At 73.6% G+C, this 17039-nt stretch carries 10 protein-coding genes; 9 read left to right on the forward strand and 1 reads right to left on the reverse strand.

Going from position 1 to position 17039, the window contains the following annotated elements; genetic code table 11:
- The first annotated feature begins 13 nt into the window (after nucleotides 1-13).
- The 6 genes from ACFY1E_RS03275 (at nucleotide 14) to ACFY1E_RS03300 (ending at nucleotide 9127) form a co-directional block, all read left to right on the forward strand.
- Nucleotides 14-1063 (forward strand): glutamate ABC transporter substrate-binding protein, encoded by a 1050-nt coding sequence (locus tag ACFY1E_RS03275; RefSeq protein ID WP_389070774.1) that lies wholly within the window; start codon nucleotides 14-16, stop codon nucleotides 1061-1063.
- A gap of 76 nt (nucleotides 1064-1139) precedes the next feature.
- Complete coding sequence (locus ACFY1E_RS03280) at nucleotides 1140-2471, forward strand: hypothetical protein (protein WP_389070775.1); 1332 nt, start codon at nucleotides 1140-1142, stop codon at nucleotides 2469-2471.
- A 25-nt stretch (nucleotides 2472-2496) separates the two neighbouring features.
- Nucleotides 2497-4992, forward strand: coding sequence for a tetratricopeptide repeat protein (locus ACFY1E_RS03285; protein WP_389070778.1), 2496 nt, complete (start codon nucleotides 2497-2499; stop codon nucleotides 4990-4992).
- Between the two features lie 3 nt (nucleotides 4993-4995).
- A complete protein-coding gene (locus tag ACFY1E_RS03290; protein WP_389070780.1) occupies nucleotides 4996-6330 on the forward strand; it encodes a protein phosphatase 2C domain-containing protein in 1335 nt (444 codons plus the stop codon).
- A gap of 98 nt (nucleotides 6331-6428) precedes the next feature.
- Nucleotides 6429-7775: a VWA domain-containing protein gene (locus tag ACFY1E_RS03295; protein ID WP_389070783.1), complete on the forward strand. Its 1347-nt coding sequence runs from the start codon at nucleotides 6429-6431 to the stop codon at nucleotides 7773-7775.
- Between the two features lie 80 nt (nucleotides 7776-7855).
- Nucleotides 7856-9127: an FHA domain-containing protein gene (locus ACFY1E_RS03300; RefSeq protein ID WP_389070785.1), complete on the forward strand. Its 1272-nt coding sequence runs from the start codon at nucleotides 7856-7858 to the stop codon at nucleotides 9125-9127.
- 72 nt (nucleotides 9128-9199) lie between these two features.
- On the opposite strand, the gene ACFY1E_RS03305 is transcribed toward ACFY1E_RS03300, so the two are convergent.
- Entirely contained in the window at nucleotides 9200-10183 is a 984-nt protein-coding gene (locus tag ACFY1E_RS03305; protein ID WP_389070787.1) for a methyltransferase domain-containing protein, read from the reverse strand.
- Between the two features lie 124 nt (nucleotides 10184-10307).
- Here ACFY1E_RS03305 and ACFY1E_RS03310 point away from each other — a divergent pair, with 124 nt between their 5' ends.
- From ACFY1E_RS03310 to ACFY1E_RS03320, 3 genes are all read left to right on the forward strand, one after another.
- Nucleotides 10308-10721 (forward strand): globin, encoded by a 414-nt coding sequence (locus ACFY1E_RS03310; protein ID WP_389070789.1) that lies wholly within the window; start codon nucleotides 10308-10310, stop codon nucleotides 10719-10721.
- Between the two features lie 146 nt (nucleotides 10722-10867).
- Nucleotides 10868-14272, forward strand: a complete 3405-nt coding sequence (locus ACFY1E_RS03315; protein WP_389070791.1) for an FtsX-like permease family protein — start codon at nucleotides 10868-10870, stop codon at nucleotides 14270-14272.
- A 1-nt stretch (nucleotide 14273) separates the two neighbouring features.
- The gene (locus tag ACFY1E_RS03320; protein ID WP_389071610.1) at nucleotides 14274-16982 is read left to right on the forward strand and encodes an ABC transporter permease; all 2709 of its coding nucleotides are present in this window, start codon (nucleotides 14274-14276) and stop codon (nucleotides 16980-16982) included.
- Nucleotides 16983-17039 lie beyond the last annotated feature (57 nt).

Below are 17039 nucleotides of genomic sequence, written 5' to 3' on the forward strand. Positions count from 1 at the left end.
AGGGGGCGTGACGATGGATGCACGGCGTCTGGCACAACGTCTGCGGACCGGCCTCCGCGGCTGGGGCGGGGTCGGCGCGATGGCGGCCCTGTGCGCCCTGGCGCTGGCGTTCGCGCTGCTGCTGCCCCTGACCCAGTCGAGCGGCACGGACGACGCGGCGAGCAGCGGCGGCCCGGGGGTCGCCCGGGGGCTGCAGGCCAGGGCGGCGGCCAAGTGCGACAACCCGCAGGACGGCAGCCTGTCGCCGTCGGGCGGTGACGGCAGCACACCGATCATCGACAGGATCAAGGCCCGCAAGGACCGCCGTCTGATCGTCGGCATCGACACCAACAGCTACCGCTGGGGCTATCTCAACCCGAACAACACCTCCGGTGCGCCGGAGGGCTTCGACATCGATCTCGTCCACCAGATCGCCAAGGACATCCTGGGCGACCCGGACGCGGTCTCGTTCAAGGCCATCCCGACCAGCCGCCGGATCAAGGCGATTCAGGACGACGAGGTCGACATGGTGGTCCGCACCATGACGATCAACTGCGACCGGATCAAGCAAGTCGCCTTCTCCGCTCCCTACTTCAGGACCGGCCAGCAGGTCCTCGCCCCGCGGACCTCGGCGATCACGGGATACAACAACACCCTCGCCCACAAGAGGATCTGCTCGGCGGACAGCTCGACCGCCCTCGAGCGACTGCAGGGCGACAAGGCGAAGGGCACCCTTCCCACCGGCGCGGACATCGGGACGGTGGTCCCCAACCAGCTCGACTGCCTGGTGAAGTTGCAGCTCGGCGCGGTCGACGCCGTCGTCACGGACGGCGCGCTCGCCGCGAGCCAGGCCGCGCAGGACCCCACGGTGCAGCTGAAGGGCGGCCTGTTCAGCGACGAGTACTACGGCGTGGCGATGAAGCTGGGCTCCCAGGATCTGATACGCCAGGTCAACCGGACCCTGCAGAACTACATCAAGGACGGCGACTGGGCGGCCTCGTACGGGAAATGGCTGCATCCGACCATGGACCAGGGCGGCCAGAAGTCGGCGTCGGCGACCCCTCCCGAAGCCCACTACAAGTGACCGATCATCAACTGACGGACGTACGGCAGCACACGACGGAACCACGACGGAACACGACAGCAGCGAGAGGTGATCGATGGGCGTCACGGACCCCGCCGGGCCGGTGATGGACCGGGACGAGGTGGACCGTGCGCTGGCGCGGCTCGGCGCGGAGCACGAGGCGATCGAGACCTCGCTCCTCGCCCTGCAGGACCACGCGGGCCGCAGACTCCTCGAGGGCGCGGAGCTGACGGGCATCACCAAGGAGCGGTGGGCTGCCGCGGAGGCCTCGATCACGCTGCTGTGGGCGTACTTCGACGCGTACACGGACGCGTTGCGCTCCGCCCGCGAGATCCGCTCGCGGCGCCGCTGGTCCAGCCGCGAGGACCTGGTGGAGCTGACGGAGCTGCTGCGCGGCGAGTCCGTCACGGTCGCGGGCTCGACCATGGCCACGGCGAACGCGCCGACGCTGCTGTCCACCCCGGGCAAGCTCAGCCGGCAGTACTCCCTGGCCGCCCTGGTCGACCTGATGAACGAGCTGTATGCGTCGAGCCTGGACATGGTGGTCGCGGCGGACGCGGTCTGGTCGGCGCTGCCCGCCCGGATCGATTTACTGGCCGCGGAGCTCCAGCGCACCCGTACGCTCGCCCACTCCGTCGGTGTGCGCCCCGGCGAGCACCCCTCCGGCGACGACCTGGAGCGCATCACCCGCACCCTGACCACCCTGCGCGAGCAGGTGATCTCGGACCCGCTGGCGTACTGGATCCCCGCACCGGGGAGTTCGGCCCCGGGCGGCGGCCGGCCGGACACCACGGTGTACGACCGGGAGGCGCGCGCCCTGGAGGAGGTGCGCCGGGAGATCGACGCCGTGCTCACCGTCCGGCAGGACGCGGAGCAGCGGCTGGTGAAGCTGCGGGACGTGCTCAGCCGGGCGGACCGCACGCTCGCGGAGGCACGCAACGCGCGCGGGGAGGTCCTCGCGAAGATCGCCGCCACGGAGGTGCCGGTCGTCAGCGGCCCGCCGACCGCGCTGCAGGAGCAGCTGGCGACGGCCGCCGAGTACCGCAGACACGCCCAGTGGCACCGCCTGTCCCCGCTCCTGGAGTCCCTGGAGCAGAAGGCGGAGGACGAACTGCTGCGCGCCCGCGAGTCGTTGACCGCAGTCACCGCGCCGCTGGCGGTCCGCGCCGAACTGCGCGGCCGCCTCGACGCGTACCGGGCGAAGGTGGCCCGGCTCGGGTATGCCGAGGACCCGTTCCTGATCGAGCGGTACGACGCGGCGCGGCGCATGCTGTGGAGCGCACCGTGCGATCTGCGCGTCGCCGAACAGGCCGTGCTGCGCTACCAGCAGGCGGCCGCCGAAGTGCTGGGCGCCCCGCGCGTGCCGCCGCAGGGCGGCCCGCAGGACCGCAGGGAGTCCGGAGCATGAGCGACAAAGGGGGGTACGCGTCGTCATGAGTGAGGCACAGCAGACCTGCCAACGACCGGACTGCGAGGGCACGTACGAGGACGTGGGCGGCGGCGAGCTGTACTGCGACACCTGCGGTCTCGCGCCGGTCGTGTCGGCCAAGGGCATGGTGAACTCGTCGGCCACCGGCATCACCGGCGGCGGCAAGGGCTCGCAGGACAGCGGCAGTTCGCGGGCCGGCGGCAGCGGCAGCTCGCGTACCTCCTCGCAGTCGTCGAAGTCCCGGCGCTCGGTGTCGGGGCGGCTCTCGCGCTCCTTGTCGGGGAGGTCCACGGGCCGTTCGGTGTCGGTGCGCAGCTCCGGATCCGGCACCGGCACCGGCTCCCGGGGCCGGCTGGGCGCGGGCCTGGTGCAGGTGCCGGACGTGCCGCGGCCCGATCCGCGCGCGATGGTGCTGGAGAACCCGGAGGTGCCCGAGCGCAAGCGGTTCTGCTCGCGCTCGGACTGCGGGGCGCCGGTGGGCCGCTCGCGCGGTGACCGCGCGGGCCGCACCGAGGGCTTCTGCACCAAGTGCGGCAACCCGTATTCGTTCGTACCGAAGCTGAAGGCCGGCGATGTGGTGCACGGCCAGTACGCGGTCGTGGGCTGTCTGGCGCACGGCGGGCTCGGCTGGGTCTACCTCGCCGTGGACAAGGCGGTCTCCGACCGCTGGGTGGTCCTCAAGGGCCTCCTCGACACCGGCGACCAGGACGCGATGGCGGCGGCGATCTCAGAGCGGCGCTTCCTGGCCGAGATCGAGCACTCCAACATCGTGCGGATCTACAACTTCGTGGAGCACCTCGACCAGCGCACCGGTTCGCTCGACGGCTACATCGTCATGGAGTACGTCGGCGGCAAGTCCCTGAAGGAGATCGCCAACGGCCGCCGCACGCCCGACGGCAAGCGCGACCCGCTGCCGGTGGAGCAGGCGTGCGCGTACGGCATCGAGGCGCTGGAGGCGCTCGGCCATCTGCACAGCCGCAACCTGCTGTACTGCGACTTCAAGGTCGACAACGCGATCCAGACCGAGGACCAGCTCAAGCTGATCGACATGGGCGCGGTGCGCAGGATGGACGACGAGGAGTCGGCCATCTACGGCACGGTGGGCTACCAGGCGCCGGAGGTCGCCGAGGTCGGCCCGTCGGTGGCGAGCGACCTGTACACGGTGGCGCGGACACTGGCCGTCCTGTCCTTCGACTTCCAGGGCTACACGAACGTCTTCGTGGACTCCCTGCCCGACCCCGACAACATCGAGGTCTTCCGCGAGTACGAGTCCTTCTACCGGCTCCTGGTCCGCGCCACCGACCCGGACCCCGCCCGCAGGTTCGCCTCCGCGCAGGAGATGGCGGAGCAGCTGACGGGCGTGCTGCGCGAGGTCGTCTCACTGCAGACGGGCCGTGCGCGGCCCTCGCTGTCGACGCTGTTCGGGCCCGAACTGAAGGTGACCGACACGGAGTTGTTCCCGAAGCTGGAGGGCGACGTCTCACGGCTCGGGGCGCGGGCGGTGCAGCCGCGCAGGGGGCAGCAGCCGCAGCTTCCCGCGTCCGCGAACGGCACGGCGGCCCTCGTCAAGCACGTCGACTCCCCCACCGCGGCCCTCGCCCTGCCCGTCCCCCGCGTCGATCCCTCCGACCCGAACGCGGGTTTCCTGGCGGGCCTGATGACGACCGCGCCGGCCGAGCTGCTCGGGGCGCTCGCCGCGGCTCCGGCGGCATCCGTCGAGACCCGGCTGAGGCAGATCCGCGCCTGGCTGGAGAACGGCGACTCCGCGACCGCGCTCAACGCCCTGCAGACCCTGGAGACCGAGCGGCCCGACGACTGGCGGGTGGTCTGGTACCGGGGCGTGGCCGCGCTGGTGACCGGCGACGACGAGGGCGCGGCGCTCGCCTTCGACGCGATCTACGACGCGTTCCCCGGCGAACCCGCGCCCAAGCTCGCCCTCGGGCTGTGCGCGGAGCTGCTGGGCCAGCTGGACAACGCCGCCGAGTACTACCGGCTGGTCTGGTCGACCGATCCCAGCTATGTGAGCGCCGCGTTCGGCCTGGCCCGCGTGCAGCTCGCGACCGGGGACCGGCGCAGTGCCGTACGGACGCTGGAGTCGGTGCCGGAGTCCTCGATCCACTACACGGCCGCGCGGGTGGCGGCCGTACGGGCGCGGCTGCGCGGACGCACGGCGGCCGCTTCCGACGTACCGTTCCTCGATGACCTCAGAGCCGCCGCCGGGCAGGTCGAGGCGCTGGACGCGTACGGTCTGGATCCGGCGCGCCGGGAGCGGTTGTCCGCCGAAGTCCTCGGCTGCGCGCTGGACTGGATACTCTCCGGTGGCCAGGTGGTTGCTCCCGCCGCGCAGCGCATGCTGCTCGGCAGCGACCTGGACGAGCGGGGACTCCGCTTCGGCCTGGAGCGTTCGTACCGCACGCTGGCCCGGCTGGCGCGAGGCGGCGAGGAGAGGATCGACCTGGTGGAACGTGCCAACCGTTACCGCCCCCGGACGTGGGTGTAGTTGATGTCGCAGATGCCCCAGCAGGCCGCCCTGTCGAACTGCCCGAGCTGCGAGTGGCCGCTCGAGTCGGGTGACCGTTTCTGCGGTGCGTGCGGATACGACCTGTCCGTCGTGCCCGCACGGCCGGACGACCATCCGACGATCGCCCTGAACGGCTCGGACCTGCCGCCGGGCGAAGGCGGCGGTGCGGCCTGGCCCGTCGCCGCCGCTCCGGGCGGCTCCGACACCCCGGCGGCGCCCCATCTGCCGACGGACCTGCACGGGACGGACTCGGGCGGCTCCCCGCTGCCGCCGGAACAGCCCACGGGATCGCCGCTCTCCCCGGCCTCCGGGGTGCGCTTCGACCGGCCACCGGTGCCCGACGAGTATCCGCTGCAGGCCCCGGACCCGCGCGTGGCCTCGCTCGCCGCGCCCGCCGAGGAGGCCAAGCTGTGCGTGGCCTGCCGTGCGGGCCGCGTCGACGACGACGGCTACTGCGAGAACTGCGGGCACGCCCAGCCCCGGGAGCGGGACCACATGGAGCAGGAGTCCGGCCCGGTGGCGGCCGTCAGCGACCGCGGTCTGCGCCACCACCGCAACGAGGACGCGTTCGGCATCGGCACCGCCACCCTGCCCGACGGCGCGCCCGCGTCCGTGGCGATCGTCTGCGACGGCGTCTCCTCGGCGACCCGCCCCGACGAGGCCTCGCTCGCCGCCGCCCGTGCCGCGAACGACGCGCTGCTCACCGCCCTGCCGCGCGGCACGCACCCGCAGCAGGCCATGCACGACGCGATCGTGGCCGCCTCGCACGCGGTCAACGCCCTGGCCGACGAACCCGCCACCGCCCGCGAGCACTCCCCGCACCAGAACGCGCCCGCCTGCACGATCGTCGGCGCGGTCGTGACGGCCGGGCTGCTGGTCGTCGGCTGGGTCGGCGACAGCCGCGCCTACTGGGTGCCGGTCGACCGCGGTTCGGCCCCGGCCCGGCTCACCGAGGACGACTCGTGGGCCGCGCAGATGGTGTCCGCGGGCCTGATGAGCGAGGCCGAGGCGTACGCCGACGAGCGCGCCCACGCGATCACCGGCTGGCTCGGCGCGGACGCCTACGAACTGGAGCCGCACACCGCTTCCTTCAAGCCGGACCGGCCGGGTGTAGTGGTGGTGTGCACGGACGGACTGTGGAACTACGCGGAGGCGGCCGAGGAGATGGCCGAGGTCGTGCCGCCGGATGCCGCCGTACGTCCGCTGCACAGCGCCCGTGTGCTGGTCGGTCACGCCCTGGACGGCGGGGGCCACGACAACGTAACAGTGGCCGTCGTGCCGTTCCCGGCCGTGCCTCAGGGGGCAGGATCGGCCTGAGGCCGTATACGGGGATGCCTCAGCGGACCGGAGGGGACCGGTCCGCATACAGTCGTCGCCCCGCGAACGCGGGGTTCTCGAGGGGGATTTGAGTAGGCATGGCCAATTTCTCGAAGTCCAGCGTGCCGCAGTTCTCGATGGACGTGTACCAGAACGAGTACCTGCCGGAGGGCGGCCGCGAGGTCAACGCCATCGTCACGGTCACCGCCACCGGCGGCGGCACCGTCGGCAGCGCCGTCGCAGCGCCGCACCTCTACGGGCCGGGGCGCGGCCCGTCGGCCGGGGTGGCGATCATGGTCGACTGCTCCGGCTCGATGGACTACCCGCCGACCAAGATGCGCAACGCCCGTGACGCGACGGCCGCCGCGATCGACACCCTGCGTGACGGGGTGCACTTCGCGGTGATCGGCGGCACACACGTCGCCAAGGAGGTCTACCCGGGCGGCGGGCGCCTCGCGGTCGCCGACGCCACCACCCGCGGCCAGGCCAAGGAGGCCCTGCGCAAGCTGAGCGCGGGCGGCGGCACGGCCATCGGCACCTGGCTGAAACTGGCCGACCGGCTGCTCTCCTCGGAGGAGGTGGCCATCCGGCACGGCATCCTGCTCACCGACGGCCGCAACGAGCACGAGTCGCCCGAGGACCTCAAGCGGGCGCTCGATGAATGCGCCGGACGGTTCACCTGTGACGCACGTGGCGTGGGCACCGACTGGGAAGTGAAAGAAGTCACAGGGATCGCCTCCGCACTGCTCGGCACCGCCGACATCGTCGCCGACCCGGCCGCCCTCGCCGCCGACTTCACGCAGATGATGGAGAAGGCGATGGGCAAGGAGGTCGCCGACGTCGCTCTGCGGCTGTGGACGCCGGTCGGCACCGCCATCAAGTTCGTCAAGCAAGTCGCGCCCACCGTCGAGGAGTTGACCGCCCGCCGCACCGAGGCGGGCCCGCGCGCCGGGGACTACCCCACCGGCTCCTGGGGCGACGAGTCCCGTGACTACCACGTATGCGTCGAGGTCCCGGCCGCGGGCCTCGGCCAGGAGATGCTGGCCGCCCGGGTCTCCCTGGTCGTCCCGCAGCCCGACGGCAGCGCACAGAACCTCGGCGCCCAGGGCCTGGTCAGGGCCGTGTGGACCGACGACATGGTGGCTTCCACCTCGATCAACCCCCAGGTCGCCCACTACACCGGGCAGGCCGAACTGGCACAGGCCATCCAACAAGGGCTGGATCTTCGCAAAGCGGGCGATATGGATGGAGCAACGGCCAAACTGGGCCGGGCCGTTCAGCTCGCCAGCGCCTCCGGAAACGCGGATACTGCGAAACTGCTTGCGAAGGTGGTGGACGTGGTCGATGCCGCGACAGGTACTGTGCGACTGAAAGCGAAGGTCGAGGAGGCCGACGAGATGACTCTCGAGACACGGTCGACAAAGACTGTTCGTGTAAAGAAGTGACACCGTACGTCACGTCGCCGTACACACCACACACATCACAGGACCGAGTAGGACCCTGCAGGAAAGGGGGAAGCGCCGACATGCCGACCTGCCCGAACGGACACCAGTCGGGTTCCGACGACTGGTGCGAGGTCTGCGGTCACCGCATGGCCGGTGCCGTGCCTCCGCCCCCTCCCCCGCCGCCCCCGCCCGGCGGCGGCTACGGCTTCCCGCCGCCCGGCCAGGGCCCTCAGCCCGGCGGCCGTCCGCTGTCCGCGGTGCCCGACCACGAGCCGGAGCTCTGCCCGCAGTGCCGTACGCCCCGTGAGGGCGGTGCGCCGTTCTGCGAGGAGTGCCGGTGGAACTTCCTGACGAACACCGCGACCTCGTACACCCCGGCCGCCCCGCGCCCGTCTGCGCCCGGCCCCGGCGGGCCCTTCCAGCAGCAGCCAGGACCGTCGTACGGCGGCGGCGACTCGTACGAGTACCAGGGCTCGCGCCCGTCCCAGGTGAACCGCCCGGCGGAGCCGATCCCGCCGAGCCCGTTCGGCAACGAGCCCTCGGGCCCGCCGCCGAGCCCTTTCGGCACCGAGCCTCCCCGTCCGCCGAGCCCGTTCGCCGACCGGTCCGGCTTCGGCCCCGACCCCTCGCGTCCGGTCCCGCCGCCGCCCGGTCCCACACCGCACGGCGGCCCCGGTGGTCCCGGTGGCCCCGGTGGCGCCCCGCAGGCGTTCCAGCAGCCCGGTCCGCCGGCGCCGCCCCGCTTCCCGCAGGAGACGGGACGTCCGCCGCAGCAGGGCGGTCCGTCCTTCGGCGGCGGTGACGACGACTGGGTGATCTCCCCGCCGTCCGGCGGCCCCGGTGCTCCCGGTGGCCCAGGTCAGGGCGGTGGCTACGGCTATCCGCAGCCCGCTCCGACCCAGGCACCCCCGCCCGGCCAGGGCTTCCCGCAGACCCATGGCGGGCCGGTGACCTGGACGGCGACCATCGGTCCGGACCGCGAGTACTTCATGGCGATGATGCAGCGCTCCGGTCCCGAGGCCGCGGGCCTCAACCTGCCCGCGTACTCGCCGGAGCAGCAGCGCACCCTCAGCGGCAACCAGATCACCATCGGCCGCCGCCGGCACTCCACCGGCGACACCCCCGACATCGACCTGGCGGTGCCGCCGGAGGACCCGGGCGTCTCGCACCAGCATGCGGTGCTCGTGCAGCAGCCGGACGGCAGTTGGGCGGTCGTGGACCAGAACTCGACGAACGGTACGACGGTCAACGGCTCTGATGAGCCGATTCAACCTTTTGTGCCGGTGCCTCTGCAGGACGGGGACCGGGTGCATGTGGGTGCGTGGACGACGATCACTATTCGCCGTGGGTAGCTAGCACCGCTGTGGGGTGCGGCGTCGTCGTGGTTGATCGCGCAGTTCCCCGCGCCCCCAAAAGCCGCTGACTCACCGGAGGGGCCAGATGCACGGCCCCTTCGGGTCGTCCAGCCATGCCCACTCTCGGCCGGTGCCGATGGTGATGCCATAGCGCTGGCGCTCCGGTTGTTCCTCGCGTTCCCACAGGGCGAAGGCCTCCTGAGGGTCGAGGGTGCCTCGGGTGAGGGCCAGGAGGAAGCGGAAGAGTTCGTGGTCCCTGGCCCGGCGGGGGATGTCGCCGAGTTGGAGTGACTCCTGCTCGGGGCGGGTCCCGCCGCGCAGTGGGACGAAGTAGGCGGGGGTGTCCAGGAAACGGCCCTCGGCGTGGTCGGGGTCCCGGACCGTCAGCGCGATCAGGCCGGTGGCGAACGGGGCCAGGATCCGGGCGCCCGGGTTGCACTGGGCGAGCCAGGCGCGCGGGATCGAGGTCAGGGCGCAGGTGGCGATGATCCGGTCGAAGGGGGCGCGCTCGGGGACTCCGCGGGCGCCGTCGCCGGTGACGACGGCCGGGTGGTGGCCTGCGGCGGCCAGGTGCTGCCGGGCCGACTCGGTGATCTCCGGCTCCAGGTCCACGGTGGTGACCAGGTCGTCGTCGCCGAGCCGGTGGGCCAGCAGGGCCGCGTTGTAGCCGGTGCCCGCACCGATCTCCAGGACCCGGTTGCCGTCCTCCACCCTCAGCTCGGCCAGCATCCTCGCCATCAGGGACGGCTGGCTGCTGGAGGAGAGCAGCTCGCCGTCGCGCAGCCGGGTCGCCAGCGGGGCGTCCTCGTAGGCCCCGCGCAGCCACCGCTCGCGCGTCCGCGGATCGGGGCTCTCGCCCCAGCGTCGCTCGTAGCCGCCCACGACGCCGACGTAGTAGTACGGCACGAAGAGATGGCGCGGGACCGCCTCGAACGCCTCCCGCCACACCGGGTCCTCGTCCCAGGCCCCGCTCGCCTCGATCTCCCCTACGAGCTCCGCCCGCGCGGTGACCGCGAGGTCGTCCAGTTCCTTGTCGAGAGCAGCTGCGCCCATGGGTCCACTGTGCTGCGGGAGGGGGCACGAGGCGAGTACCGAAGCCGCCAGATCCGGAATGTCCGCTTCCTGGATGCGGAGCGGGGTCCTAAGCCTCAGGTCCTCCGCCGGGCCGTCTGAGAGCATGGGGAGCGTGAATGAGATTCGGCGCGGCACGCTTCAGGAGCAGACCTTCTACGAGCAGGTCGGCGGGGAGGAGACCTTCCGCCGCCTCGTCCACCGTTTCTACGAGGGCGTGGCCGAGGACCCGGTGCTGCGGCCCATGTACCCCGAGGAGGACCTCGGCCCGGCCGAGGAGCGCCTCACGCTGTTCCTGATCCAGTACTGGGGCGGCCCGACGACGTACAGCGACAACCGCGGCCACCCCCGGCTGCGCATGCGCCACGCCCCCTTCACCGTGAACCGCGAGGCGCACGACGCCTGGCTGCGGCACATGCGGGACGCCGTCGACGAGCTCGGTCTGTCCGAGGAGCACGAGCAGCAACTGTGGAAGTACCTGACGTACGCCGCGGCCTCGATGGTGAACACCCCGGACTGAACATGACCGCATGACGTGCGGATTCCGGTCGTACGACGCCGGAATCCGGTCACGATCCGGTCAAGCCCGCCGTACAAGCGCTTACCGAGGGCCCGCTCACTCTGACAACATCGCCCGGAGGTCTGGACAACCACGGGGGGTTGGGCGTGACGGCGTTCGGTGCGGTGGCACGGTTCGTCCTGTTACGCGCCCGTGCGCACCGCCCGCTGCTGGCCGCCGCGCTGCTCACCGTCCTGCTGACCACGGCCGTCCTCGCGACCCTCACCGCCTACTCGGGCGCGATCGGTGACGCGGCCCTGCGCCACTCGCTACGGGACCCGCAGAACGCCGCCGATGCCGCGCTGATCGTCAAGGCCGAGGTCCCGGCGGACCGGCGCACCGCCGCCGAGGACGCGGTACGGCAGGGGGCGCGACGGATGTTCGACGGGCTGCCGGTGACCGTGCGGACCCTGGTGCGCTCGGGCCCGTACGCACTCCCGCGCTCGCTCCAGCCGCCGGCCGAGCGGGCCGGGAACCCCGATCTGACGTATGTCGCGGCGCTGGACCCGATGCAGGTGCGGTTCGTGTCGGGACGGGCGCCCCGGACGGTCTCCGGCACCGGCATCGAGGCGGCCCTCCCGCAGACCGCCGCCCGGCGCCTCGGCCTGAAGCCCGGCGCCCGCCTCACCCTCACCGACCGGCTCGGCGGCCCGAAGGTGCACGTGACGCTCACCGGCCTGTACCGGCCCGTCCGGGCGGACGCGCCCTACTGGCGGCTGGACGACCTGCGCGGCCGGGGCGTCACCACCGTCGACTTCACGACGTACGGCCCCCTGCTCGCCGCCCCCGGCGTGCTGAGCGGCGGCAAGGTGAGCGCCGGGCCCTCCGGATGGCTGGCGGCGGCCGACTTCTCGACGCTGACGACCGGGCGGATCGGCGAGCTGCGCAAGGCGGCCGGAGCGGGTGGGGCCGCCCTGCGCCGGCAGCCGGTGCTCAGCGGCGCGACGGCTGCGAGCACGTCGCTGCCCGAGGTTCTCGACCGCGTCGAGCGCTCACTGCTCGTCTCCCGTTCGACGCTGCTGATCGTCGCCTTGCAGCTGGTGCTGCTGGCCTGCTGTGCACTGCTGCTGGTGGCCCGGCTGCTGAGCGCCGAGCGCGCGGGCGAGGTCCGGCTGCTGCGGGCCCGCGGTGCCTCCCGGGCGCGGATCGCCTCGCTGGCCGCCCTGGAGGCCCTGTTCCTGGCGGCGCCCGCGGTGCTGTGCGGCCCCCTGCTGGCCGGCCCGCTCACCCGGCTGCTGGCCGGCCAGGGTCCACTGGCACGGATCGGGCTGCGGCTGGAGGTGCCGACGGGCGGGGGGCTCGGGGTGTGGGTGGTGGCGGGGGCCGTGGGGCTGGGCTGCGCGCTGGCCGTGACGCTGCCGGGCGCTCCGCGGGTCGAGCCACGAGGGGCTGTGTTTCGGCTGCGGGCCCATCGTGGCTTGTCGCGCCCCCGCGGCGGAGCCGCATGCACCGGCACAGCCCCGCGCCCCTTGAAGGCGGGGCCGCGCCCCGCAGGGGCGGGGGGAACTGCGCGATCAGCCAAGACGCACCCCCACACGGCCACTCACAGAAGCGCCCGAGCTCTTGGCACCGGCGCCGACCTGGCCCTGCTGGCCGTGGCCGCCGTAGCGTACTGGCAGCTCGACAAGCAGAACTCCGGCGCCGTGAACGGCGACAGGTCCGGCACGCTCGGCATCGACCCGCTCCTGGTCGCCGCCCCGGCACTCGCCCTGCTCGCCGGCACGGTACTGACCCTGCGCCTGCTGCCCCTGGTGGCGCGGCTGGCCGAGCGGCGGGCGGCCGGCGGGCGCGGGCTGACCGCGGCGCTGGCGGGCTGGCAGTTGAGCCGCCGCCCGATGCGCGGGGCGGGCCCGGTGCTGCTGCTGGTCCTGGCCGTCACGCTCGGCATGCTGGCGATCGGGCAGCGCGCCTCCTGGAACCGCTCGCAGGGCGACCAGGCGGACTTCGGCGCGGGCGCCCCGGTGCGGGTGATCGCCGCCGGGGAGGACGGCCTCGGGCGCACGGAGACCTACGCGGCCGTCCCGCACGTACAGGAGGTCGCTCCGGCCTTCCGCGCGGACCTGCCGTTGTCCGGTGACCGCACGGCCGCACTGCTGGCGCTGGACACCGCGCAGGCGGCGGACACGATGCTGGTGCGCCGGGACCTGGTCTCGCAGCCGGTACGGCCGCTGCTCGCGTCCCTGGGCCCGAGGACGCCGACGGCCGGCGCGAAGGTGCCTCCGCACACCGCCCGGCTGCGGCTGACCGCGGCCCTGCACAGCTCCTCCCGGGACGGGTCGGGCACGGCGGCGGACGTGACGGTCACGCTGGTGGACCGGTACGGGACGCCGTACCAGGTGCCGGCCGGGGAACTCCCCGGCGACGGGCGGGCGCACACGCTCGACGTTCCCGTCTCCGAGGGGCCGCTGGCGCTCACGGACGTGGAGTTCGTGCTGTCCCAGCCGGTCGGGAAGCCCGAGCAGCAGCGGCTGGAATTGCGGGAGTTGATCGCCACCGGGGTGGACGGGACCGTGCGGACGGTCCCGCTGCCCGACTCCTGGAAGGCGTCCGTGCGCACTGACGGGCAGGTCTCCTCGCCGGACGGCAGCACGAACCCGACCAAGCCGCACCTGAGTTCGTCGGGGCCGCTCACCGTCGAGTACGGCACGGGGTACGTGCCGGCCGAGAACACCTGGGTCGCCGCCTCGTTGACGGTGCGGGTGCAGGTCCTACAGCCGAGGCCGCCCGAGATCACGGCGGTGGCGACCGACCGGTTCCTCACCTCGGCGGGCACGCGCACCGGGCAGCGGGTTGACGTGACGGTCGGCGGGGAGAACGTGCCGGTGCGGATCGTGCGCGCGATACGGGAGTTGCCGACGACCGGCGACGCCGGCGGGGGCGCCCTGCTGGTCGATCTGCGGTCCGTGAACCGGCTGTTGGAGGCACGGTACGGGACGAGCGTCACGCCCACGGAGTGGTGGCTGCGGACCGGCCCCGGAGAGTCGGCCGAGGTCGCGAAGGCCCTGCGGGCGCTGCCCGAGCTGGACCCGGCACAGGTCGTGGTGCGGGACGAGACGGCCGCCCGGCTGCGGGACGATCCTTTCGGCGCGGGCGCGGAGGCGGCGTTCGCGGCGGCGGCCGGGGTCGCGGCGGCGCTGGCCGCCGTCGGCTTCGCGGTGAGTGCGGCGGGGTCCCTGCGGGAGCGGGGCGCCGAACTGGCCGTGCTGCGGGCCCTGGGCGCCCCGCGCCGCCGACTGGCCCGCATGATCGCCGTCGAGCAGGGCGTGCTGGTGGCACTGGCGCTGGTGGTGGGGACGGCCCTGGGGACGGTGCTGACCCGGGCGGTGATCCCGCTGATCGTGCTGACGGCGCAGGCCACGCGTCCGGTGCCGAGGGTGCTGGTCGAGTTGCCGGTGCCGCATGTCGCCGTACTGCTGGCGGCCGTGGCGGTGACTCCGCTGCTCGTGACGGCGGCGCTGGCGGTGCGGCGCGGCGACCCGGTGGTGTCGCTGCGGGAGCAGGGGGGTGAGTGACATGAACCCGGTGCCGGTTCCCTGGGTGCGCACGCGGCTGCGTGTCGCGCCCGGTGCCGCCTGTGCGCTGGCGCTGCTGGTGGCGCTGACCGCCTGCCTCGCCGCCGCGTTCCCGCGGGCAGTCGACCGCTACGAGGACGCCGCTCTGCGCCGGGCCGTCGAGCGGGCCCGGCCCGCGACCACCGGCGTGGCGGTCTGGGCCGAGCAGCCCGGCCTGTTCCTGCCACGGGAGCGGCGCGAGGAGGCGCTGCGCCCCGGCACGCTCGCCGCGCAGTACGCGAAGGTCCGTGCGGCCGTGCCGCGTCCGCTCGTCGTCGACCCGGACCAGTCGACGTACGGGGTGCGCACCAAGCCCCAGGAGGTCCCGGACCGTTGGCTGCCCCAGCCGAGCGGTCTGCCGGCGCAGCTGTCCCTCGCCGCGCAGCAGGGCCTCGCCGACCACGCGACGGTACGCAGCGGACGCCTCCCGCACGCCGGCCGGGTCACCACCGCCACCGCCGGGGTGGAGGCCGCCGTCACCGTCGCGACCGCCAAGAGCCTGCACATCAAGGTCGGTTCGGTGATCCACGTGCCCCGCGTGGAACGCGCCCCGCTGGCCGTCCGCGTCACCGGCATCGTCACCCCGCGCGACCCCGAGGGCGCCTACTGGGCCACCCAGCCCCTCCTGCGCACCCCCGATCTCGTCCTGCTGCCGGGAAACGGCGCCGACCCCGACAGGTACTGGGCCGGCTCTCTGCTGCTCGCCCCCGAGGCGGCCCCGGCGATGCTGGGCACGACCGTAGGCCCCTGGCGTTACTGGCAGTTGGCCCCCTCGCCGACCGCGCTCCGCGCCCACGACGCGGACAGCCTGAAGTCCGCCGTCGCGTCCCTCGAGTCCGGCCCCACCCTGCGCAAGATCCGTACGCTCACCGACCCGTCCACGACGGTGGAGACCGACCTGGACACCGTACTGAACGACTTCACCGGTCTTCGGTCCGGCGTCCGCCCGCTGGTGGCCGTCGCCGCCTTCGGCGCCGGCACGGTGGCCGCCGTGGTCCTGTTGATGGCGGGCGGTCTGGCCGCCGACCGCCGCCGCGCCGAACTCACCCTGCTGCGCGCCCGCGGCGCATCCCTGCCGGGCCTGGCGGGCCGCCTCCTCACCGAGACCGCGGTGGTCGCGGTCCCCGCGGGCGCCGTGGGCCTGGCGGTCGCCCTGCTCGCGCTCCCCGACGGCCGCGCCCCCTACGCGATCGCCGCGGCGGCAGCGGTCACGGCGGTCGCCTGCGCGGCCCTGCCCCTGCGGGCGGCTGCCGCGCACCGGACCGTCCGCGTCCATGGCGGCCGTGCGGACGTGACCTCGGTACGGCCGTCCAGGCGTCGTACGGTCGCCGAGCTCACCCTGGTCGTGGTGGCCCTGGGCGCGGTCGAGACCCTGCGCAGACGGGGCACGACGGGCGATCAGCTCACCGCCCTGGCACCCGTGTTGGTGGGAGTGGTCGCGGCCCTGGTGCTCGTTCGCGTCTACCCGCTCCCGCTGCGCGGCCTGGCCCGTCCGGCGGCGCGGCTGCGCGGCGCACTGGGCCATCTGTCGCTGGCCCGCGCGGGCCGCACCTCCGCCTCCGCGGTGCTGCCCCTGCTGGCGCTGCTCACCGCCCTCACCACGGCGGCCTTCGGCGGCTCGGTCCTCGCGGGCGTACGCGAGGCGCGCGACCAGGCGGCCCTGCTCGCGGTCGGCGCCGAAGCCCGCATCGAGACGACGACCCCGCTGCCGGCGGGCCTGCCGGACCGGATCCGCCGGACGCCCGGCGTACAGGGCCTCGCGGTCGCGAGCATCACGTACCAGGCCAAGCCGACCGACCTCACCCGGCCGGTACCGCTGGCCGGGGTGGATCCGCGAGACTACGCAGAACTGGCGAGCCGGACGGGCCTCGGCCCCTTCCCCGAAGGGGAGTTGAGGGACCCGCCGGGCCACGGTCCACTCCCGGCACTCGCGTCCCCCACGGTGGCGGGAGCCTACGGCACCCGGCCCTTCCCGGTACGCCTGGAGGACGGCACCACGGTCACCGTCCGCATCACCGTCGTCGTCGACCGCACCCCTGCCGTCGCCGGCGACAACTTCCTGGTGGTGGACCGCGCCGGCCTCAACAGGCAGGCGTCCCTCCCCACCGCACTGCTGCTGACCGGCAGCCACCTCGACGGACCCGCCCTGCGCAGAGCGGCACCCCACTCGGCGAACGTACAACTACGTGCCGAGGAACGCGCACGATACGCCGACTCCCCCCTCCAGACCGGCGCCGAACGCGTCTACACGACGGCGGTCGCCGCGGGCGCCGGCTACGCCGTACTGGCCGTGCTCCTGTCCCTCCTGCGCACGGCCCCCGAACGCACGGCCCTCCTGGCCCGCCTGCGCACCATGGGCCTGACCCGCACCCAGGGCCGCCACCTGCTGATCCTGGAGTCCCTCCCCCAGGCGGTCCTGGCAGCAGCAGGCGGCACCCTGACGGGCTGGGCGACGATCCGGCTCCTTTCACCGGGCGTGGACCTCACCACGATCGCGCTGGCCTCGGACCGAGCACCGGCAACGGATGCGGTGCTACGCACGGACGCGACATCACTGCTGCTACCGGCAACGGCGATCGTCCTGCTGACGGTGGGTGTCGCAGCGGCTCAGGCCTGGTGGACCGGCCGGCGGGGAGCGGTGGCGGAACTGAGGGCCGGGGATGCCCGATGACCCACACGCTCGGAGACGACTGCGCACAGCCGCCCTAGCTGCGGTCCGCCTCGCCGC

It is taken from the genome of Streptomyces sp. NPDC001604 (assembly GCF_042893475.1).
GTDB lineage: Bacteria > Actinomycetota > Actinomycetes > Streptomycetales > Streptomycetaceae > Streptomyces.

What these genes read in the sequence shown, in the direction of transcription:
- ACFY1E_RS03285 (WP_389070778.1), top strand. Translation starts at nt 2,497, where the DNA reads ATGAGTGAGGCACAGCAGACCTGCCAACGACCGGACTGCGAGGGCACG.
- ACFY1E_RS03295 (WP_389070783.1), top strand. Translation starts at nt 6,429, where the DNA reads ATGGCCAATTTCTCGAAGTCCAGCGTGCCGCAGTTCTCGATGGACGTG.
- ACFY1E_RS03310 (WP_389070789.1), top strand. Translation starts at nt 10,308, where the DNA reads ATGGGGAGCGTGAATGAGATTCGGCGCGGCACGCTTCAGGAGCAGACC.
- ACFY1E_RS03320 (WP_389071610.1), top strand. Translation starts at nt 14,274, where the DNA reads ATGAACCCGGTGCCGGTTCCCTGGGTGCGCACGCGGCTGCGTGTCGCG.
- ACFY1E_RS03280 (WP_389070775.1), top strand. Translation starts at nt 1,140, where the DNA reads ATGGGCGTCACGGACCCCGCCGGGCCGGTGATGGACCGGGACGAGGTG.
- ACFY1E_RS03290 (WP_389070780.1), top strand. Translation starts at nt 4,996, where the DNA reads ATGTCGCAGATGCCCCAGCAGGCCGCCCTGTCGAACTGCCCGAGCTGC.
- ACFY1E_RS03305 (WP_389070787.1), bottom strand. Translation starts at nt 10,183, where the DNA reads ATGGGCGCAGCTGCTCTCGACAAGGAACTGGACGACCTCGCGGTCACC.
- ACFY1E_RS03275 (WP_389070774.1), top strand. Translation starts at nt 14, where the DNA reads ATGGATGCACGGCGTCTGGCACAACGTCTGCGGACCGGCCTCCGCGGC.
- ACFY1E_RS03300 (WP_389070785.1), top strand. Translation starts at nt 7,856, where the DNA reads ATGCCGACCTGCCCGAACGGACACCAGTCGGGTTCCGACGACTGGTGC.